Here is a 17143-nt window from a genome sequence, read left to right as displayed (position 1 = left end):
GGCCAAAACAGGGAGGAGAACCATGAGGAGGAGTAAAATGAAGACCATGTTTGCCAAGCTGGCTTTGGCCGCGGCCGTCATCGGCGGCGGCCTGCAGGCGGCGTCCGCCGAGACCGCCAACATCTGGGTGCGCGCTGACGGCTCGAATTTCATGCCGCGCATCGTCGACGCCTTCAACAAGGCCAACAAGGACCAGATCAAGCTAGACATCATTCCCAACGCCGAGATCATCCCGAAATATGGCGCCGCCGCCGCCGGCGGCACCGCGCCCGACGCGCTCTCGCTTGACCTGATCTACACGCCGTCCTTCGCCGCCGCCGGCCAGTTGGAGGACATCACCGATTGGGCGAAATCCTTGCCCTATTTCGCCAGCCTGTCGCCGGCGCATGTGAAGACCGGCACGTATAAGGACCGCATCTACGGCCTGCCGTTCTCGGCCGACGCCTCGGTGCTGATCTGGAACAAGAAGCTGTTCAAGCAGGCCGGGCTCGACCCCGAGAAGGGACCGACCAACTGGGCCGAGATCGAGGCCGACGCCGAGAAGGTCAACGCGCTCGGCGGCGACATCAAGGGCTTCTATTTCTCCGGCAATTGCGGCGGCTGCAACATCTTCACCTTCACGCCGCTGATCTGGGCCTCCGGCGGCGACATCCTGTCCGAGGACGGCTCGAAGGCGACGCTGGACAGCCCGCAGCTGCGCGGCGCGATCAATCTCTACCGTTCGATGGTCAAGAAGGGCCTGGTGCCCGAGGGCGCGCAGACCGACACCGGCGCCAACTTCTTCGCCGCCTTCGCCGGCGGCAAGATCGGCATCTCGCCGTCCGGCGCCTTCGCCATCGGCGCGCTCAACACGCAATACCCGGACGTCGACTACGGCATCACCTTCCTGCCGGGCAAGGATGGCGGCTGGTCGTCCTTCGCCGGCGGCGACAATTTCGTCGTCACCAAGGGCACCAAGAAGATCGCCGTGGTGAAGGAGTTCCTCGACTTCGCCTATTCGCTGGAAGGCCAGACCATTCTGGCCAAATATGGCAGCCTGCCGGTGCGAAACGACATCGCCAAGGACGCGCTGAAGGATCTCGACCCGCGCTATCAGGTGGCGGCCGAGGCGATGGCCAAGGGCAGGACGCCCTATTCGGTGGTGTTCAACGACCTGATCAACTCGGCCAACGGGCCGTGGACGCAGATGATCAACGAGGTGTTCTTCGGTGACGATGTCGACGGCGCCATCAAGAACGCGCAGGAGACGATGCAGTCGATTATCGACCAGGCGCCGAACAAGTAGACACCAGGGCCAGCCGGCGGCGAGGATAGCGCAACGCCTCGCCGCCAAGGCTCTGACCGGCCGCCCGCCCCGTCTCCCTGGCCGGGCGGCCGGGGACTGCATCGCTGAATGGCAGGGTTTTATCGCGTTGAGAAAGCACGCTCACCAATTTGCGGCGCCGCGAGGTTCGCTCCCCCTTCTCCCCTTGTGGGAGAAGGTGTCGCCGAAGGCGACGGATGAGGGGTGTTCCAGCGGAGTGATGCGTTGGCGTTCCCTGGAACACCCCTCATCCGTCTCGGCGCTACGCGCCGATCCACCTTCTCCCACAAGGGGAGAAGGGGGAGCCCAGCCATGACCGCCATCACCGCAACCTCCGCTCCCGCCCGCTCACGCATCGGCGTCAGCCGCCGGCAATGGGTGGGCCTGCTCTATGTCCTGCCGGCCGTCGCCCTGGTCACCGTCTTCTTCGTCATCCCGCTCGGCATGACCGCCTGGATGTCGCTCCACAATTGGCCGCTGATGGGCGAGCATGCCTTCATCGGCCTCGACAACTACTTTGCCATCCTGCGCGACACGCGCTTCTGGAATGCGCTGAAATTCACCTTCTACTATACGGTGATCGTCACCATCGCGATCTTCGCCGTCGCCTTCCCGCTGGCGATCTTCATCGAAAAGCCGCGCCCGCTCACCAATCTCTACCGCACCGCCTTCTTCATGCCGGCGGTGGTCGGCTTCGCCTCGGCGAGCCTGCTCTGGTCCTGGCTGCTCAACGTCGATTCCGGCCTGTTCAGCCCGGCCGCTTACGACCTCGGCCTGACCGAAAAGAAGGTCAATCTGCTCGCCACCTTCCAGCCGGCCTTCTGGTCGATCATCGCCATGGTGGTGTGGAAGGTCGCCGGCTTCACCATGATCATCCTGATGACCGGCCTGCAATCGATCCCGCAGGACCTGCAGGAGGCGGCGGTCATCGACGGGGCAGGGCCGTTCGCAAGGTTCCGGGCCATCACCTTGCCGCTGATGCGCCGCACGCTGGCGCTGGCGCTGATCCTGTCGGTGGCGGGCTCGATCCTCGCCTTCGACCAGTTCTACATCATCCTGCGCGGCGGCCCGCGCAACCAGACGCTGACGGCGGTCTACTGGATCTTCAACCAGTCCTTCGTCTCGTTCAAGCTTGGCTACGGCGCCGCGCTCTCGATGGTGCTGCTGGTCATCCTGGTGGCGCTCAGCCTCATCCAGCTCTGGCTGCTGCGCAAGCCGGAGGGGCTCGACTGATGGCCGAGGCGATGTCGCAAAATCGGAAAGTCGGCTTCAGCCTCGCCAGGCACTCCACCGGCACCATCGCCTCGGTGCTGTTCCTGGCGCCGATCGTCTGGACCGTGCTGTCGACCTTCAAGCCGGCGCAGGAAGCGCGCCAGCCGCCGCTGCCGCCCTGGCCGACCACCGGTTTCTCGATCGAGAATTATCAGACGTTGAACTCCTTCGGCGACGGGCTCTGGGTCTCGGCGCAGAACAGCATCTATGTCTCGGTTATGACGGTGCTGCTCTCGGTGCTGGTCAGCGTGCTCGCCGGCTACGGTTTCTCGCGCTTCCGCTTTCCGTTCCGGGATTTCTTCTTCATCCTGATCCTGTCGACGATCATGATCCCGTTCCAGTCGATCCTGACGCCGATCTTCCTGGTGCTGACGAAGCTCGGTCTGCACAACACGCTGACCGGGCTGGTCTGCGTCTACGTCACGCTGCAGCTGCCTTTCTCGATCTTCATGATGCGCAACGCTTTCGACGCCGTGCCGCGCGAGATCGAGGAGGCCGCGCGCATGGATGGCGCCAACAATGTCACCATGCTGATCAAAGTCATGCTGCCGCTGGTCTGGCCCGGCGTCGTCACCATCGCGCTGTTCGCCTTCCTCGGCGCCTGGAACGAGTTCCTGGCAGCCCTTGTGCTGATGACCGACCAGTCCAAATTCACCCTGCCGGTGATGATGACCGCCCTTCAGTCCGGCCGCTTCGGCGCGATTGACTGGGGCGCGGTGCAGGCCGGCGTCACGGTGATGATGGTGCCCTGCCTGATCCTGTTCCTGGCGCTGCAGCGCTTCTACATCCGCGGCCTCATGGCCGGGGCCGTCAAGTAATTCGAATGGAGTGAAATCATGACCGCATCGCAGCCCGCCGCGCAGCCCTCCGCCAGGCCGAAGCTCGCCTTCCGCCCGTTGCCAGTACCGCAGGTCGATGTCCGCGGCTTCTGGGGCGACCGTGTCGACGCGGTCGCGACGCGCACCGCCGAGATCCTCTACGACCGCTGCGTCGAGGCGCGCATGCTGGAGCAGATCGATCCGGACGTGCCGTCGCCGGGCGTCGTCATTCCCTTCCATTCGCCGTCGCCGGACGAGGCAGCCAATCCTACCTTCACCGGCTCGACTGTGACGACACAGATGTTCTGGGACTCCGACTGGGGCAAGACCATCGAGACCGCGGCCTATTCGCTCTACCGTCGCCGCAATCCCGAGCTCGAGAAGAAGATCGACGCCGTCATCGACATGTACGAAAAACTGCAGCAGGAGGACGGCTATCTCTCCAGCTGGTACCAGCGCATCCAGCCGGGCCTGCGCTGGACCAACCTGCGCGACTGCCACGAACTCTACTGCGCCGGCCACCTGATCGAGGGCGCGGTCGCTTATTATCAGGCGACGGGAAAGCGCAAGCTGCTCGACATCATGTGCCGCTACGCTGACCACATCGCCTCGATGTTCGGCCCCGAGCCTGGCAAGAAAAATGGCTATTGCGGCCATGAGGAAATCGAGCTGGCGCTGGTCAAGCTCGCTCGGGTGACTGGCGAGAAGAAGTACATGGACCTGGCGAAATATTTCATCGACCAGCGCGGTCAGCAGCCGCATTATTTCGACGAGGAGGCGCGCGCCCGCGGCGCCGATCCCAAGGCCTATCACTTCAAGACCTATGAATACAACCAGTCGCACAAGCCGGTGCGCGAGCAGGACAAGGTCGTCGGCCATGCGGTGAGGGCGATGTATCTCTATTCCGGCATGGCCGACATCGCCACGGAATATGGCGACGACACGCTCAGGGTCGCGCTTGACCGCCTGTGGGACGATCTCATGACCAAGAGCCTCTACGTCACCGGCGGCCTCGGTCCGTCGGCGCACAATGAAGGTTTTACGAGCGACTACGACCTGCCCAACGACACCGCCTATGCCGAGACCTGCGCTTCGGTGGGCCTGGTGTTCTGGGCAAGCCGCATGCTCGGCATGGGTCCGAACGCCCGCTACGCCGACATGATGGAACGGGCGCTTTACAACGGCTCGATCTCCGGCCTGTCGCTCGACGGCTCGCTGTTCTTCTACGAGAACCCGCTGGAGAGTCGCGGTGGCCACCATCGCTGGAAATGGCACCGCTGCCCGTGCTGCCCGCCCAATATCGGCCGCATGGTGGCCTCCATCGGCAGCTATTTCTACAGCCTAGCCGACGATGCGCTGGCGGTGCATCTCTATGGCGATTCGACTGCGCGCTTCGAGATCGCCGGCCGGCAGGTGACGCTCGTCCAGACCAGCAGCTATCCCTGGGACGGCGCGATTGCGATCGAGATCGGGCCGGAGGCGCCCGTAGAGTTCACGCTTCACTTGCGCATACCCGCCTGGTGCCGCAAGGCGGCTTTGCGTGTCAACGGCAAGCTCGTCGATCTGGAAGCGGCGACGGTCGACGGCTATGCCGCGATCCGCCGCGAATGGCGCCAGGGCGACAAGGTCGAGCTCGACCTCGAAATGTCGATGGCGCGCCTCTTCGCCAATCCGCAGGTGCGCCAGGACATCGGCCGCGTGGCGCTCACCCGCGGCCCGCTGATCTACTGCGTCGAGGAAACCGACAATGGCGGCGGGCTGCATCGCATCGCCTTGCCGCGCGAGGCAAAGCTCGAGGCCCATAAGGAGCCGAACCTGCTCGGCGGCGTCGTCACCCTTTCGGCCATCGGCAGCAGGGCTGAGGCGGAAAACTGGGGCGCCGATCTCTACCGCCCCGAGCCGCCGGCGACCGAGGAGACGAAACTCAAGGCCATTCCCTATTTCGCTTGGGATAATCGGGATCCCGGCGAGATGCTGGTGTGGCTGAGGGAAGGCTGAAAGCGGCTTCTCTCAAAGATGCACGAAGGCCGTCAGCGGCAGGTGGTCGGAGGCGACGCGCGACAGCGGCGTGTCATGCGCCTCGACGCCTGAAACCAGGTCGTGCCGATTGCCCATGATGCGGTCGAGCGCCAGCACCGGCAGGCCGGATGGGAAAGTGGGCACCGCCGGCGTCGGGCCGAAGGTGGTGTGCAGCGTGTTCAGTGCCGAGCGGTTGCCGAGCCGCCACTCGTTGAGGTCGCCGAGCAAGAGCGTCGGCCTCTCGTCGGCGCTGCTCATGATGTCGAGCACGACGCGCGCCTGTTCCGAGCGCGAGCGGCGCAGCAGGCCAAGATGGGCGGCAATGACGCGCAGCGACCGTTTCTCGTCGAGATCGATCTCGGCGACCAGCGCGCCGCGCGGCTCCAGTCCGGGCAGCTTGAGCTGGTGGACGTCGCGCACGGTGCCGCGCTTGAACAACAGCACATTGCCGCGCCAGCCATGCCCCTTGCCGTTGCCGCTGACCGGCACTGGCACCAGCCCCGTTTCCAGCTCCAGGCGGGCCAGGTCGAGCAGCCCGGCCCTGTCGCCGAAGCGGTTGTCGGCCTCCTGCAGCGCGATCACGTCGGGGCTCATTTCGCGGATGACGCGCGCCGTCCGTTCGGGGTCGAATCTGCGGTCGGTGCCGATGCATTTGTGGACGTTGTAGGAGGCAACGACGATTTCCGTGTCGTTGACGCGCTTGCGCGGGGTCGCCTTCGCCTTGCGTGCGCTTCTGCTGCGGATCGAGAGCAGCACGGTCTCGGGCAGGCTGCGTCCTTTGATGTCGTCTATCTCCATGATCCCGATGCTCGATTTCCTGCTCTAAAGATAGGGCGATCCCAGCCACAGCAAACGGTCGAAGACGCGGATTGCGAACGGCCTTGCCTTCAGCGTCTGCAGCGTCACCGGCTGCGCGGTCGAGATGGCGGCCGCGATACGGGCGTCGATCTCGGCGGCGAAATTTTTATCCAGCACTTCCAAGTCGATCTCGAAATTCAGCCTCAGCGAGCGGGCGTCCAGATTTGAAGAGCCGACATAGGCCCACACGCCGTCGATCGCCATCAGCTTCGAATGATCGAACGCGCCTTCATGGCGCCAGACGCGGCAATAGTGCTTCAAAACCTGGTCGAACTGCGCCGTCATCGCGTGGTCGACGAGAAAGAGGTTGTTCACCGCCGGCACGACGATGTCGATTTCGACGCCGCGCCGGCCGGCCGTGGTCAGAGCGCTGATGAACTCCCGGTCCGGCAGGAAATAGGGCGACATGATGCGGATCGACTTGCGGGCGACCGAAAACGCTCCCATCAGCAACTTGAGATTGGTTTCATTGGACGCGTCCGGCCCGGTCGCGACCGCGCGCACCAGCATCGGCTGCCCCGGCGGCGGCACGACACGCGTGACCTGCCAAGGTCCGTCTTTCAGGGCTTCGTTGCCGGCGAAGCGCCAGTCCTCGGCGGCCACCGAGAACAGATCGGCCACCACCGGCCCGGTGACCTCGAAATGGGTGTCCCGCGAACTGTCGGAACCGGCGAGCTCGGCCGAGAATCCCTTGCGGATGTTCATGCCTCCCGTGAACGCCACCGTGCCGTCGATAATCAGTATCTTCCTGTGGGTCCTGAGATTGGCATAGGGAAGTCTCAGGCCCATGACGATGTTGCCGTTGAAGAGATCGACGGTGACGTTGGCCTCCCTCAGCTGCTTCAGGATGCTGGGCACCGAATAGCGCACGCCCACGGCGTCGATCAGCACGCGCACGGTGACGCCGCGCTTGACGGCGTTGCCGAGCGACTGGACGAAAAGCGCCCCGACCGCGTCATTGTCGAAAATATAGGTTTCCAGAAGCACGCTTCGTTGCGCCGCATCGATCGCCCGGCACATCGCCGTATAGGCTTCGTCGCCTGTCTTGAGCACGGCGATGGTGTTTCCCGAGGTGAGCGGGCGCCGCGCCACTCTGTCGCCAAGCGTCTTCAGCCCGGTGAAACGCTGGCCGAATTCGGCGTTGATCAAGGCTTCCAGCGCGACGTCCCGGTCATGCCTGGCGGCAGCGGCCTCGGGCGAGACCGGCCGCATGGCGCTGATCGTCGCGCGGCGGATCCGGTTGATGCCGGCAATGGCGTAGATGATCGCGCCGAGGAAAGGCGACAGAAGCATCACGCCCACCCAGCCGGTGGCCGCGCGCACGTCTTCCTTCGTCATGATGGCGTGGACGATGCCCACCGCCGCCATCGCCAGCGACAGGATCAGGATAAGCGTCGACCAGTGACTCGCAATCGCCTCGAACATCGGCCCGACTATTGTGCGAGCCGGCGCGGAAGGCAATGCGGACGGGTTATTCCCGGATTCATTCGGATGCCTGGCAGGCTAGAACCGCGCTCATCCGCTCGGCCGGTTCCGTGACCGCGATCGAGCGATACATCGGCAAGGCCGCCGGCCTAAAGCTTCCTGAAAAAACCCGACAGAATGTTCGGACCCGCTTCTCCTGGCCGCAGCCTGATCCCGTCCTCGAAGCAGTTCAGCGTCACGCATTCGAAACCGTTGGCCGCGAGGAGCGCCACCAGCGAGTCGCGGTCGAAGTGATGCAGGTGCTCGTTGGGCAGACGCATGCGCCATTTGGCGAACCACGCGTCGCCCTCGGTGCCGAGCTCGCGCCAGCGGCAATAGGGGACGGCGACAGCCAGGTGGCGGGCCTGAAGCCGGGAAAGGAAGCCGAGATCGGGGATGTGCTCCAGCACGTCGAACATGGCGACGAGGTCCCAGGCGCCGGCGAGCGCCTCATCCCAATCGACGAAGCGGACACCCTTGGGCAGTGGGAATTCAGCGATATCGCAGCCGGCGCAATCGCCGACGCCGGTTATCTTCGCGGCTTCGATGAACGTGCCCGTGCCATATCCGATTTCCAGCACGGAACGAGGAATCTCGCCGGTGATGCCAAGCACCCAGCCAAGCCGCTGATAACCGAGCTTGATGGTCCGGTCGCTCAGGTCTTCATAATAGGAGATGTATTTCTTGTCGTATTTGATCGGTGTGAAGTCGATCTGGTGGATCACGCCGAACCTGTCCACCTCATAATTATCCAACATTGTCCGCGCGGCCTCCGGATGCCGAATTCCTTATAAGGTCAATTGCACGCAGCCACGGTTCTAAGCGCTTCGGCTCGGGAAGGTGCGGGCAACTTTCCGATCCGTCGAACAGAAGCGTAGAACCTCGGGTAGTCGCCGGAGCACAAGTCGAACAAGCGAAGAAACGCCGGGACCTGTTCGCCGTAGACAGCGGTCGCGGCGAGCTTTGCGTTGTTGATAGGGCTATCGAACCAGGCATCATATCCCCGGTATCCAGCCCATCGCCTGTCGCGCATTTGCCGGTAGCGCATCCGCAGCCTGTCGATGGCGGTTGCTTTGGCGGCCGCCATCTGCTGCGGGCTGCGGGGACTTCCATAGACCTGCCTCAGCTCATCCCGGGTTTTCGATATCAGTCCGAGAAAATCGGCCTTGCGCTTGCGATCGATTTCGTAGCTGCGCAATCCGGCGCGATTGCCGGTGGCGCGGAGCCATTTCCTCGTACCGGTGGTTTCGACGGAAACCGCGAAAGCCTCGTTGAATGCGGAGTCGCCGTTCACATAGACTTTCTGATGCGCCAGCTCATGGAAAATAAGGCTTGCGAGGTAGGTGTCGTCCTGACGCAGCATGGTGCTGAGCAGCGGATCGCTGAACCAGCCCAGCGTGGAATATGCGGTGACGCCCGACACATAGACGTCCAGCCCCTGCCGCTGCAGTTCAGCGGCACTTTCGAGCGCGTCTTTGCGCGAAAAATATCCCTTGTAGGGAACGCAGCCGAAGACTGGAAAGCACCAAGTTATCGGCGCAAGCGAGAATTGCGGCGCAGCAAACACGGCCAAGGTCACATTGTTCCGACCGACGTCGACATAACTGCGGTAGCTGTTGTTATCGGGCAGCGCCAGCTCTTCCGTGGCAAAGCGGCGTATGGCGCTGGCGGAGGTCAATTTGGCGCGCAACGCCTGTGGCGTCGACGGATCGCGGATAAGTCTTCCAACGTTCTTGCGCGCGGCCATGATCTCGACATGGCCCTCCAACGACTGCGCGTAGTAGGAAATGCTGGTGCATCCAGTCACGCCGGACGCCAGGATCGCCGCGGCAAGCAATCGAAAAACGCGCTTCACAGCCTGCCCACCGCCTGCCCGTCTCCCATGGAGCAAATGCCTGCTCCCGTGTCTCAGGCGCGCCTGTTTTCGTCAAGACCTGGAGGGGCAGGGTCGGACTTTAGATTGCTCAGCGGCCATCACCCCCGCCGCGCCGCCAGCCGCAGCCACGGCGCCAGATGGAACGCTGCCATCAACAGATACATCGGCACCATGCCGCTGAGCGCCGAGGCGCCCGACATGCACATCATGTCCTGGCCGCCATAGGCCGCCGTGAGCAGCGCCATCGTGGCGAAGGTCGGCGTCGCGGCGAGGCAGAGCCAGTCGGCGAGGCTGAAGCCGATCAGGCCGTTTGGGCGAGGGGCAGGATTGTCGATGCTCATGATATCCACCTTCTGATGCGGGCAGGGTTCGAGCCCGTTGGAACAAGCGCGAGGCGATCGGCTCCGGCGGCGCGCGGTTTGCGCCGCCGGAACCGCTTCACGCTCAGGCGTTCTTGTTGCGGAACGCCGCTTCGCCGGCATCCGAGACCTCGACCCACCTCTGGTCGGGGGCGGCGCCTTCCTCGTAATTGTCGTGCCAGTTCCACCATTTGTAGGTCTGGGTCTGCGGATAGCCCTCGGGCGAATCCTCCCATACCTCCTGGCGGCCGAGCGGGGTGACGTCGAGATAGCTCCAGACGGTGCCAAAGGCTTCGTCGCCGCGGTTGTTGACGAAATAGGTGCGGAAGATGCGCTTGCCGTCATGGATGAAGACGTTGTGGCCATGCCATTCGTCGACGCCGAAATCCTTATCCCAGCCGTCGGTGATGGTGTACCAGGGCATCTTCCAGTCCATGCGCTGCTTCAGCCGCTGGATGTCGGCCTGTGGCGCGCGCGAGGCATAGGCAAGCGTGGTGTCGCGGGCGTTGAGATGCGCGAGGTTGCCGACCTGGTCGGCGCCGAGCGAGCAGCCGCGGCACGCATGTTCGGGCCAGCCATAGACGCCGGGCTCGAAGAAGGCGCGGTAGACGACGAGCTGGCGGCGGCCTTCGAAGAGGTCGAGCAGGCTCATCTTGCCGTTCGGACCTTCGAACACATAGTCCTTCGTGACTTCCATCCACGGCATGCGGCGGCGTTCGGCGGCCAAAGCGTCGCGGGCGCGGGTGAGCGCCTTTTCCTTCACGAGCATCTCTTCATAGGCGCCTTCCCACGCTTCCTGCGAAACGACCGGCGGTGTCTTCATGTGTTGGGTCATTGCTCTTGTCCCGTTCTTGGGTTTGGTTGGGGTGACGAGGACAGACATAGGACAGCGCCCTGCAATGGTGAGAGTTACAAGTGTGACGCGATTTGCTGCGGCGGGCGCTGAGACGGTGGCATGGATTCGCTGATCAATGCCGCCGGCCGCGCGCTCGCCGCGGGCGATCCGCTCGGCGCCTTGAAGCGCGTCGCGCTGCGCGACGACGCGCCGGCGCTGGCCCTGCGCGGCATCGCGATGGCGCAGCTCGGCGATTTCGCCAAGGCCAAGGCGCTGCTGAAGGACGCCGCCCGCGCCTTCAGTCCGAGGGAAGCGGTGGCGCGCGCCCGCTGCGTCGTCGCCGAGGCCGAGATCGCGCTGGTCTCGCGCGACCTCGGCTGGCCGGAGAAGGCGCTGCGGTCCGCCCGCGCGACGCTCGCCGCGCATGGCGACCGGCTGAACGCCGCCTATGCCGGCAGCCTCGAGGCGCGCCGCCTCATCCTGGTCGGCCGCCTCGACGAGGCCGAGCGCCTGCTTGCGGACTTCGATCCGACGCCGCTGCCGCCGGTGGCGCGCGTCGCGCATGAACTGGCCGCGGCCGGCATCGCCGTCCGGCGCCTGAGGACAAAGGCGGCGCGCTCGGCATTCGGCCGGGCATCGCTTGCCGCCTATCAAGCCAACATCCCGGCATTGAAGGCCGAAATCGAAGCGGCGTCCCTGGTGCTGAACACGCCGGTGGGCCGGCTGATCGCGCGCGGCGCGGAGAAAGAATTGCTGCTCGACGAGGTCGAGGCGCTGCTGGGGTCCGGCGCGCTGGTCATCGATGCTTGCCGCAACGTCGTGCGCGAAGGCGGCACCGTGGTCTCATTGGCGACCCGGCCGGTGCTGTTTGCGCTGGCGCGCACGCTCGCCGAAACCTGGCCGGCGGATGCCTCGCGTGAGACATTGCTGAGGCGCGCCTTCCGGGCGAGGCATGTCGATGAATCGCATCGCGCACGGCTGAGGGTCGAGATGGGACGGCTGCGCGCCGAGCTCGCCGACTTGGCCGAGATCAATGCGACCGCCGGCGGCTTTGCGTTGACGCCGCTGAACGCCGCCGAGATCGTCGTGCTGACGCCGCCGGTCGAGGATGAGCATGGCGCGGTGCTTGCCTTCCTGACCGATGGCGAGGCCTGGTCGAGCTCGGCGCTGGCGATCGCGCTTGGCGCCAGCGCGCGCACCGTGCAGCGGGCGCTGGAGCAGTTGTCGGCCGAGCACAAGGTGCAGGCGGTGGGCCGCGGCCGGGCGCGCCGCTGGATGATGCCGCCGGTCACCGGATTCCCGACTGTCTTGTTACTCCCCGGTCCGCTGCCGAGCGACTAGTTTGCCGGTACTCGGCATCGAGGGAGAGACGTCATGAAACTGATCAGATTAAGAGCGCCCGGCGGCCTGGAACAACTCTCGTTGGTCGAGGAGGATCGGCCCGAGCCCGGACCGGGCGAGTTGCTGGTCCGAATCCGGGCATGCTCGCTGAACTTCCACGACAGCATGGTTGCAACGGGCAAGAAGCCCTGCGCCGACGGCCGCATTCCGCTGTCCGATGGTGCTGGCGAGGTGATTGCCGTCGGAGAGGGCGTCGACGCATTCGAGACCGGCGATGCCGTTGTCAGCTGCTATTGGCCCAATTGGCTGGGTGGCGAGGCTACGCCCGCCACCAAGCAGGGCGAACTGGGCGATGATGTCGATGGCTATGCAAGGGAATATGCCTCGATGCCGTGGCATGCTTTCACGAAGGCGCCGGCGGGTTACACCCATGTGGAGGCGGCTACACTCAGTTGCGCCGGGGTAACCGCCTGGAGGGCACTGGTGGTGTGCGGTCAGGTGAGGGCTGGCGATACGGTGCTGGTCCTCGGCGCGGGCAGTGTGTCGTTGTTCGCGCTGCAGTTCGCCAAGATGGCGGGCGCCCGTGTCATCGCGACATCTTCCTCCGATGACAAGCTCGAAAAGCTCAGGCGGCTCGGCGCCGATCATCTTATCAATTACAAGGCCGTGCCGGACTGGGGCCGGAAGGCCAGGGACCTGACCGATGGACGCGGTGTCGATCATGTGGTCGAGGTCGGCGGCCCCGGCACGCTGGCGCAGTCGATAACGGCCTGCAGGATGGGCGGCCACATCGCGCTGATCGGCGTGTTGACCGGCTTTGCCGCAGAAGTGTCGATCCCGGCGCTGTTTTCCAATCAGATCCGCATCAATGGAATTTCCATCGGCAGCAGAGCTGACCAGGAAGATATGATCCGGGCGATAACGGCTAACGGCCTGAGGCCTGTTATCGGCCGTAGCTTTCCGCTGCGCGATATTGCCTCGGCTTTCCGGGCGTATGGGAGCCAGAAGCATTTCGGCAAGATCTGCGTCGAGCACTGAGGCGGTTCATAAATTCCCGCCTGTGTTGTTGCTCCCAGGGTTGCCGCAGAGCGGCTAAAGTCGAAGCTGACACAAGAGACCGATGAGGATTGGAAGATGAAAAGAGCCGCTGCCGAGATCCTGCGCGAATATGGACCCTTTCCGGACGCCGAGCGCGTCAATGGCGTCACCTACGATGGCAAGAATGTCTGGTTTGCCACCGGCGACAAGTTGAAGGCCCTCGACCCGGAGAGTGGCACCATCGTGCAATCGATCGACGTCGCCTCGCATGCCGGAACCGCTTTCGACGGCGAGCACCTCTACCAGATCGCCGAGGATCGCATTCACAAGGTCGACCCAAAGACCGGCGAGGTCGTCGCCACCATTCCCGCGCCGGGCAATGGCGGCGATTCAGGTATGGCCTGGGCCGAAGGTTCGCTCTGGGTCGGCGAATACAGGGCCCATAAGATCCACCAGATCGATCCTGAAACGGGCGAGGTGATCCGTAGCATCGAGTCGAAACGCGTCGTCACCGGCGTCACCTGGATCGACGGCGAACTCTGGCATGCCACTTGGGAAGGTGAGGAGGGCGATCTGCTGCGCATCGATCCCGAGACGGGTGACGTGCTGCAGGAGGTAGCAATGCCCTCCGGTGTGTCGGGACTGGAATCCGATGGCGACGGCTGCTTCTTCTGCGGCGGCGGCAGCAGCGGCAAGATCAGGGCCGTGCGCCGGCCGGGATACGACGCTGGCAAATAACGGATGGCCGGAACGGGCGGCCCGGTCAGGCCGCCTCGCGTGCCGGCCGGGTCATGGGCTTGCTGGAGGCCTTGGCAGCTGTCGGCCTGTCGAAATGCGCCCAGGCCGGCCGCTCGAACAGGAAGGTGCCGAAGCCGACGCGCTGGACGATGAAGTAGAGCACCACCGGGCTTATGACCGAGACCAGCAGCACCGCCAGGCTCAGCATGCCGGTATCGGTCAGGAGACCGCTCGCCAGCATGACGCCCCGGAAGATCGACATCGGGATGGTGAAGGCGACATAGACGACCAGCGAATGCTCGCCGAGCCAGCGCAGCCATTCCATGGAAGCGAATTTCGACAGGAAACCGCCGGCAACGCAGAGCGCCACGGCGCCGGCGACGGCAAGCGACAGATGCAGCGGCGGCCATGCCGCCAATCCCATCTGCATGCCGACCGGCTGCATCGCATAGCCCGGCGAATAGACGAGCAGGCCGTTGACGATCGCCCAGGCGAGCAGGCCGAGAACGGCGATCGCCGGCCGTGCCTGCGTCCACTCCACCAGCCGGAATATCGGCGGCGCGAGCACGAAGCCGAGATAGAAGAACACGAAATAGGCCGCGAACTGCTCAAGCGCGTAGCTGTCCGGCTTCGGCGCCCACATTTGCAGCGCAGCCGCAGCCAAGATGACGACCCAGTGCGGCACGCGAAGCTCGCGCAGCACGCGGATGACGATCCCGAACACCGCCAGCATGTAGATGAACCACAACACGCCGTATGGCTGGACGGCGGCCATCGCGAGATCATGCAGCATGCCGGCGGGGTCGCGGCTGAAGATGCCGATCTTCAGTCCGATCGAGATGATCGCCCAAAGCACGTAGAAATAGAGGTAGTGGACGACGCGGCGGTCGATATAGCGCCGCCATGGACGGTCGATCACCTGCGACAGGAACAGGCCCGAGATCAGGAAGAATTCCGGCATCCGGAACGGCGTCGCGAAGCCGATGACATAATGCAGGAAGCCGACGCCGCCGGTGTATTCACCGGTGTTGTAGGCGGCATACATCATTACCACCAGGATAATGGAAAGGCCTTTTGCCGTATCCACCCACGGCATGCGGTTCGGGTTGCTCATGAACGATCTCGAGGAAATGTACCTGATCAGATTGTAGCGGACAGGCACATCCCGCGCAGCATCAAGCTTCCATTAACGTAAACACGGCCTTCGTTTCCGAGGCGGTCTCAACGATCGCCCGATGTCGGAACCACGGTGGCGGAACGCGGCTCGCGCATCGTCACCGCGACGATCGCGCCCGACAGGAAGGTCAATGCGGCAATGGCCGCGATCGCCGCAACGAAGCCGAAGAAGTCGGCGATCAGGCCGGCGGACAGCGCCCCGATCGCATAGCCGAGGTCGCGCCAGAAGCGATAGACGCTGAGCGAGCGCGCCCGCCAGGAAGGGTGCGATGCGTCCGACACCGCCGCGATCAGGCACGGATAGACCATTGCCGTGCCGAGGCCGAGCAAAAGGCTGGCCAGCAGCCACCAGCCGAATTCGCGCGTCATGGCGGTGGTGAGAAGCCCCGCCGCCTGCACCCACATGCCGGCGACGATCAGCCCCTTGCGGCCCCAGCGGTCGCTCAACGGCCCGGTCGCGACCTGGAGGATGCCCCACACCGCCGGATAGACCGCCTTGAGAATGCCGATGCGCTCGATGCCGAGCCCATTGGCAACGAAGAAGAGCGGAAACAGCCCCCAGCTCATGCCGTCGTTGAGGTTGTTCACCAGGCCGGCCTGCGAGGCTGCGAACAGATTGCGATCCCCGAACGAGGTCAGCATGAAGATCTCGCGGAAGCTGAGCGGGGAAGCTTGTCTTGGATGGTTGGCCAGCTCCAGCCGCAGATGCTCGCGCGTGTCGCGCACGAGCAGGATCGACAGCGCCGCACCCAGGATCGCGTAGCCGGCGCCGAGATAGATCGGCACGGGACGAAAGCCGTAGCGGCTCGCAAGATAGCCGGTCAGGAAAGCGGTGACGCCGACGGCGAGGTAGCCGGCGAATTCGTTGAGGCCGACGGCGAGCCCGCGCGACTTCGGTCCGACCAGGTCGACCTTCATGATCACGGTCATCGACCACGCGAAGCCCTGGTTGATGCCGAGCAGCGCGTTGGCGGCGACGATCCAGCCCCAGCTCGGCGCCCAGATGATGATGAAGGGCACCGGCAGGCCGAACAGCCAGCCGAGGATCAGCACCCGCTTGCGGCCCCATCTGTCGGCAAGCTGGCCGGAGACAAGGTTGGCGCAGGCCTTGACCACGCCGAAGCTGACGATGAAGGAGACGACCAGCGTGGTTGACGCCACGCCAAACTCCTCCGCGCCGATCAGCGGCACCACGGTCCGCTCGATGCCGACCATGCCGCCGACGAAGGCGTTGATCAGCACCAGGAGCGAAAACTGCTTCCAGTTGGCCTTGAGGCCGAGCGCGACGGCAGACGCCGCTATGTTCAAGATTTCGCTCCGGCGTTGACGGCCCGGGTCCGGGCGGCCTGCGGCGGCGGGGGAGGGATGTCGGCGGTCATGGCGGCGACGAACTCACCCTCGTCCTCGATGCGGAAGGCCCTGTTGAAGCGTCGCTCGAAGCCGATGGTCGATGCAGGCTTGCCGCTCAGCGAGCGGCCGCAGACCGAGCCCGAATAGGCGCCGGGCAGTACCTCGATATGGTCGGGCAACTCCTTCAGGCGGCGCACGCTGGCATAAAGCGCACGCGCCCCGTCCTCGGCGCTTGAAGCAAGCTCGGTGCGGCCGAGATCGCCGACCATCAGCGTGTGCCCGGTGAGCACGAACCAAGGCTCGGCCGACCGCGTCCGGTCGGTGACCAACAGGCTCAGATGCTCCGGCGTATGGCCCGGTGTATGCAAGACCGTCGCCGTGACATTGCCGAGCTCGAGCACCTCGCCATCCTTGACACGCCGGAACGGGAAGCCTGCTTCGGCCCCCTCGAACAGCACGTATTCCGCGCCCGTCGCCTCGGCCAGCGAGCGTCCGGCCGAGATGTGGTCGGCATGGATATGCGTGTCGACGACATAGAGGATGCGCATGCCGGTCGCGCGCGCCGCATCGACATAGGGCGCGATGTCGCCGAGCGGATCGACCACGGCCGCGGAAGCCTTGCCGCCGCAGCCGAACAGATAGGAGGCGGCAACCGGATCGTTGTGCAGGAACTGCCTGAGAATCATCGCTTTTTCC

General features: G+C 64.5%; 16 protein-coding genes. 7 read left to right on the top strand and 9 right to left on the bottom strand.

What is annotated here, in order from left to right; all coding sequences use genetic code 11:
* Positions 1-37: 37 nt before the first annotated feature.
* From LB529_RS19930 to LB529_RS19915, 4 genes are all read left to right on the top strand, one after another.
* Complete coding sequence (locus tag LB529_RS19930; protein WP_140840878.1) at positions 38-1285, top strand: ABC transporter substrate-binding protein; 1248 nt, start codon at positions 38-40, stop codon at positions 1283-1285.
* Positions 1286-1615: 330 nt separating this feature from the next.
* Positions 1616-2536 (top strand): carbohydrate ABC transporter permease, encoded by a 921-nt coding sequence (locus LB529_RS19925; RefSeq protein ID WP_224544736.1) that lies wholly within the window; start codon positions 1616-1618, stop codon positions 2534-2536.
* Positions 2536-3393 carry a carbohydrate ABC transporter permease gene (locus LB529_RS19920; RefSeq protein WP_140840884.1) on the top strand — a complete coding sequence of 286 codons (858 nt, stop codon included), beginning with the start codon at positions 2536-2538 and terminating at the stop codon, positions 3391-3393. Before LB529_RS19925 ends, LB529_RS19920 begins: the two co-directional genes overlap by 1 nt.
* Before the next feature lie 18 nt (positions 3394-3411).
* On the top strand, positions 3412-5391 hold the full coding sequence (locus LB529_RS19915) for a glycoside hydrolase family 127 protein (RefSeq protein ID WP_224712085.1): 1980 nt from the start codon (positions 3412-3414) through the stop codon (positions 5389-5391).
* Between the two features lie 12 nt (positions 5392-5403).
* Here the strand turns inward: LB529_RS19915 and LB529_RS19910 are convergent, their stop codons facing one another.
* The 6 genes from LB529_RS19910 to LB529_RS19885 all read right to left on the bottom strand — a co-directional run bounded on the left by LB529_RS19910 (position 5404) and on the right by LB529_RS19885 (position 10804).
* Positions 5404-6210, bottom strand: a complete 807-nt coding sequence (locus LB529_RS19910; RefSeq protein WP_181170758.1) for an endonuclease/exonuclease/phosphatase family protein — start codon at positions 6208-6210, stop codon at positions 5404-5406.
* Between the two features lie 24 nt (positions 6211-6234).
* Complete coding sequence (locus LB529_RS19905; protein WP_224712084.1) at positions 6235-7695, bottom strand: phospholipase D-like domain-containing protein; 1461 nt, start codon at positions 7693-7695, stop codon at positions 6235-6237.
* A gap of 149 nt (positions 7696-7844) precedes the next feature.
* Positions 7845-8492 (bottom strand): class I SAM-dependent methyltransferase, encoded by a 648-nt coding sequence (locus LB529_RS19900; RefSeq protein WP_224712083.1) that lies wholly within the window; start codon positions 8490-8492, stop codon positions 7845-7847.
* Positions 8493-8530: 38 nt separating this feature from the next.
* Positions 8531-9589, bottom strand: a complete 1059-nt coding sequence (locus tag LB529_RS19895; RefSeq protein ID WP_224712082.1) for an aminopeptidase — start codon at positions 9587-9589, stop codon at positions 8531-8533.
* A gap of 119 nt (positions 9590-9708) precedes the next feature.
* Positions 9709-9951, bottom strand: a complete 243-nt coding sequence (locus tag LB529_RS19890; protein ID WP_411962551.1) for a hypothetical protein — start codon at positions 9949-9951, stop codon at positions 9709-9711.
* Between the two features lie 103 nt (positions 9952-10054).
* On the bottom strand, positions 10055-10804 hold the full coding sequence (locus tag LB529_RS19885) for a DUF899 domain-containing protein (protein WP_224712081.1): 750 nt from the start codon (positions 10802-10804) through the stop codon (positions 10055-10057).
* Between the two features lie 120 nt (positions 10805-10924).
* Here LB529_RS19885 and LB529_RS19880 point away from each other — a divergent pair, with 120 nt between their 5' ends.
* From LB529_RS19880 to LB529_RS19870, 3 genes are all read left to right on the top strand, one after another.
* Positions 10925-12145 carry a helix-turn-helix domain-containing protein gene (locus LB529_RS19880; protein WP_224712080.1) on the top strand — a complete coding sequence of 407 codons (1221 nt, stop codon included), beginning with the start codon at positions 10925-10927 and terminating at the stop codon, positions 12143-12145.
* A gap of 33 nt (positions 12146-12178) precedes the next feature.
* Complete coding sequence (locus LB529_RS19875) at positions 12179-13183, top strand: zinc-dependent alcohol dehydrogenase family protein (protein ID WP_224712079.1); 1005 nt, start codon at positions 12179-12181, stop codon at positions 13181-13183.
* Between the two features lie 96 nt (positions 13184-13279).
* Positions 13280-13921 (top strand): DUF5074 domain-containing protein, encoded by a 642-nt coding sequence (locus tag LB529_RS19870; protein ID WP_140840907.1) that lies wholly within the window; start codon positions 13280-13282, stop codon positions 13919-13921.
* Positions 13922-13946: 25 nt separating this feature from the next.
* Here the strand turns inward: LB529_RS19870 and LB529_RS19865 are convergent, their stop codons facing one another.
* The 3 genes from LB529_RS19865 to LB529_RS19855 form a co-directional block, all read right to left on the bottom strand.
* The gene (locus tag LB529_RS19865; protein WP_224712078.1) at positions 13947-15035 is read right to left on the bottom strand and encodes an acyltransferase family protein; all 1089 of its coding nucleotides are present in this window, start codon (positions 15033-15035) and stop codon (positions 13947-13949) included.
* Between the two features lie 107 nt (positions 15036-15142).
* Positions 15143-16405 (bottom strand): MFS transporter, encoded by a 1263-nt coding sequence (locus LB529_RS19860; protein ID WP_224712077.1) that lies wholly within the window; start codon positions 16403-16405, stop codon positions 15143-15145.
* Positions 16402-17133 (bottom strand): MBL fold metallo-hydrolase, encoded by a 732-nt coding sequence (locus LB529_RS19855; RefSeq protein ID WP_224712076.1) that lies wholly within the window; start codon positions 17131-17133, stop codon positions 16402-16404. Before LB529_RS19855 ends, LB529_RS19860 begins: the two co-directional genes overlap by 4 nt.
* Positions 17134-17143: the final 10 nt, after the last annotated feature.

The organism is Mesorhizobium sp. CA5, from assembly GCF_020165105.1.
Classification (GTDB): domain Bacteria; phylum Pseudomonadota; class Alphaproteobacteria; order Rhizobiales; family Rhizobiaceae; genus Mesorhizobium.
Note: the sequence above shows the minus strand (reverse complement) of the source record. Positions and strands in the feature narration are given on the sequence as shown.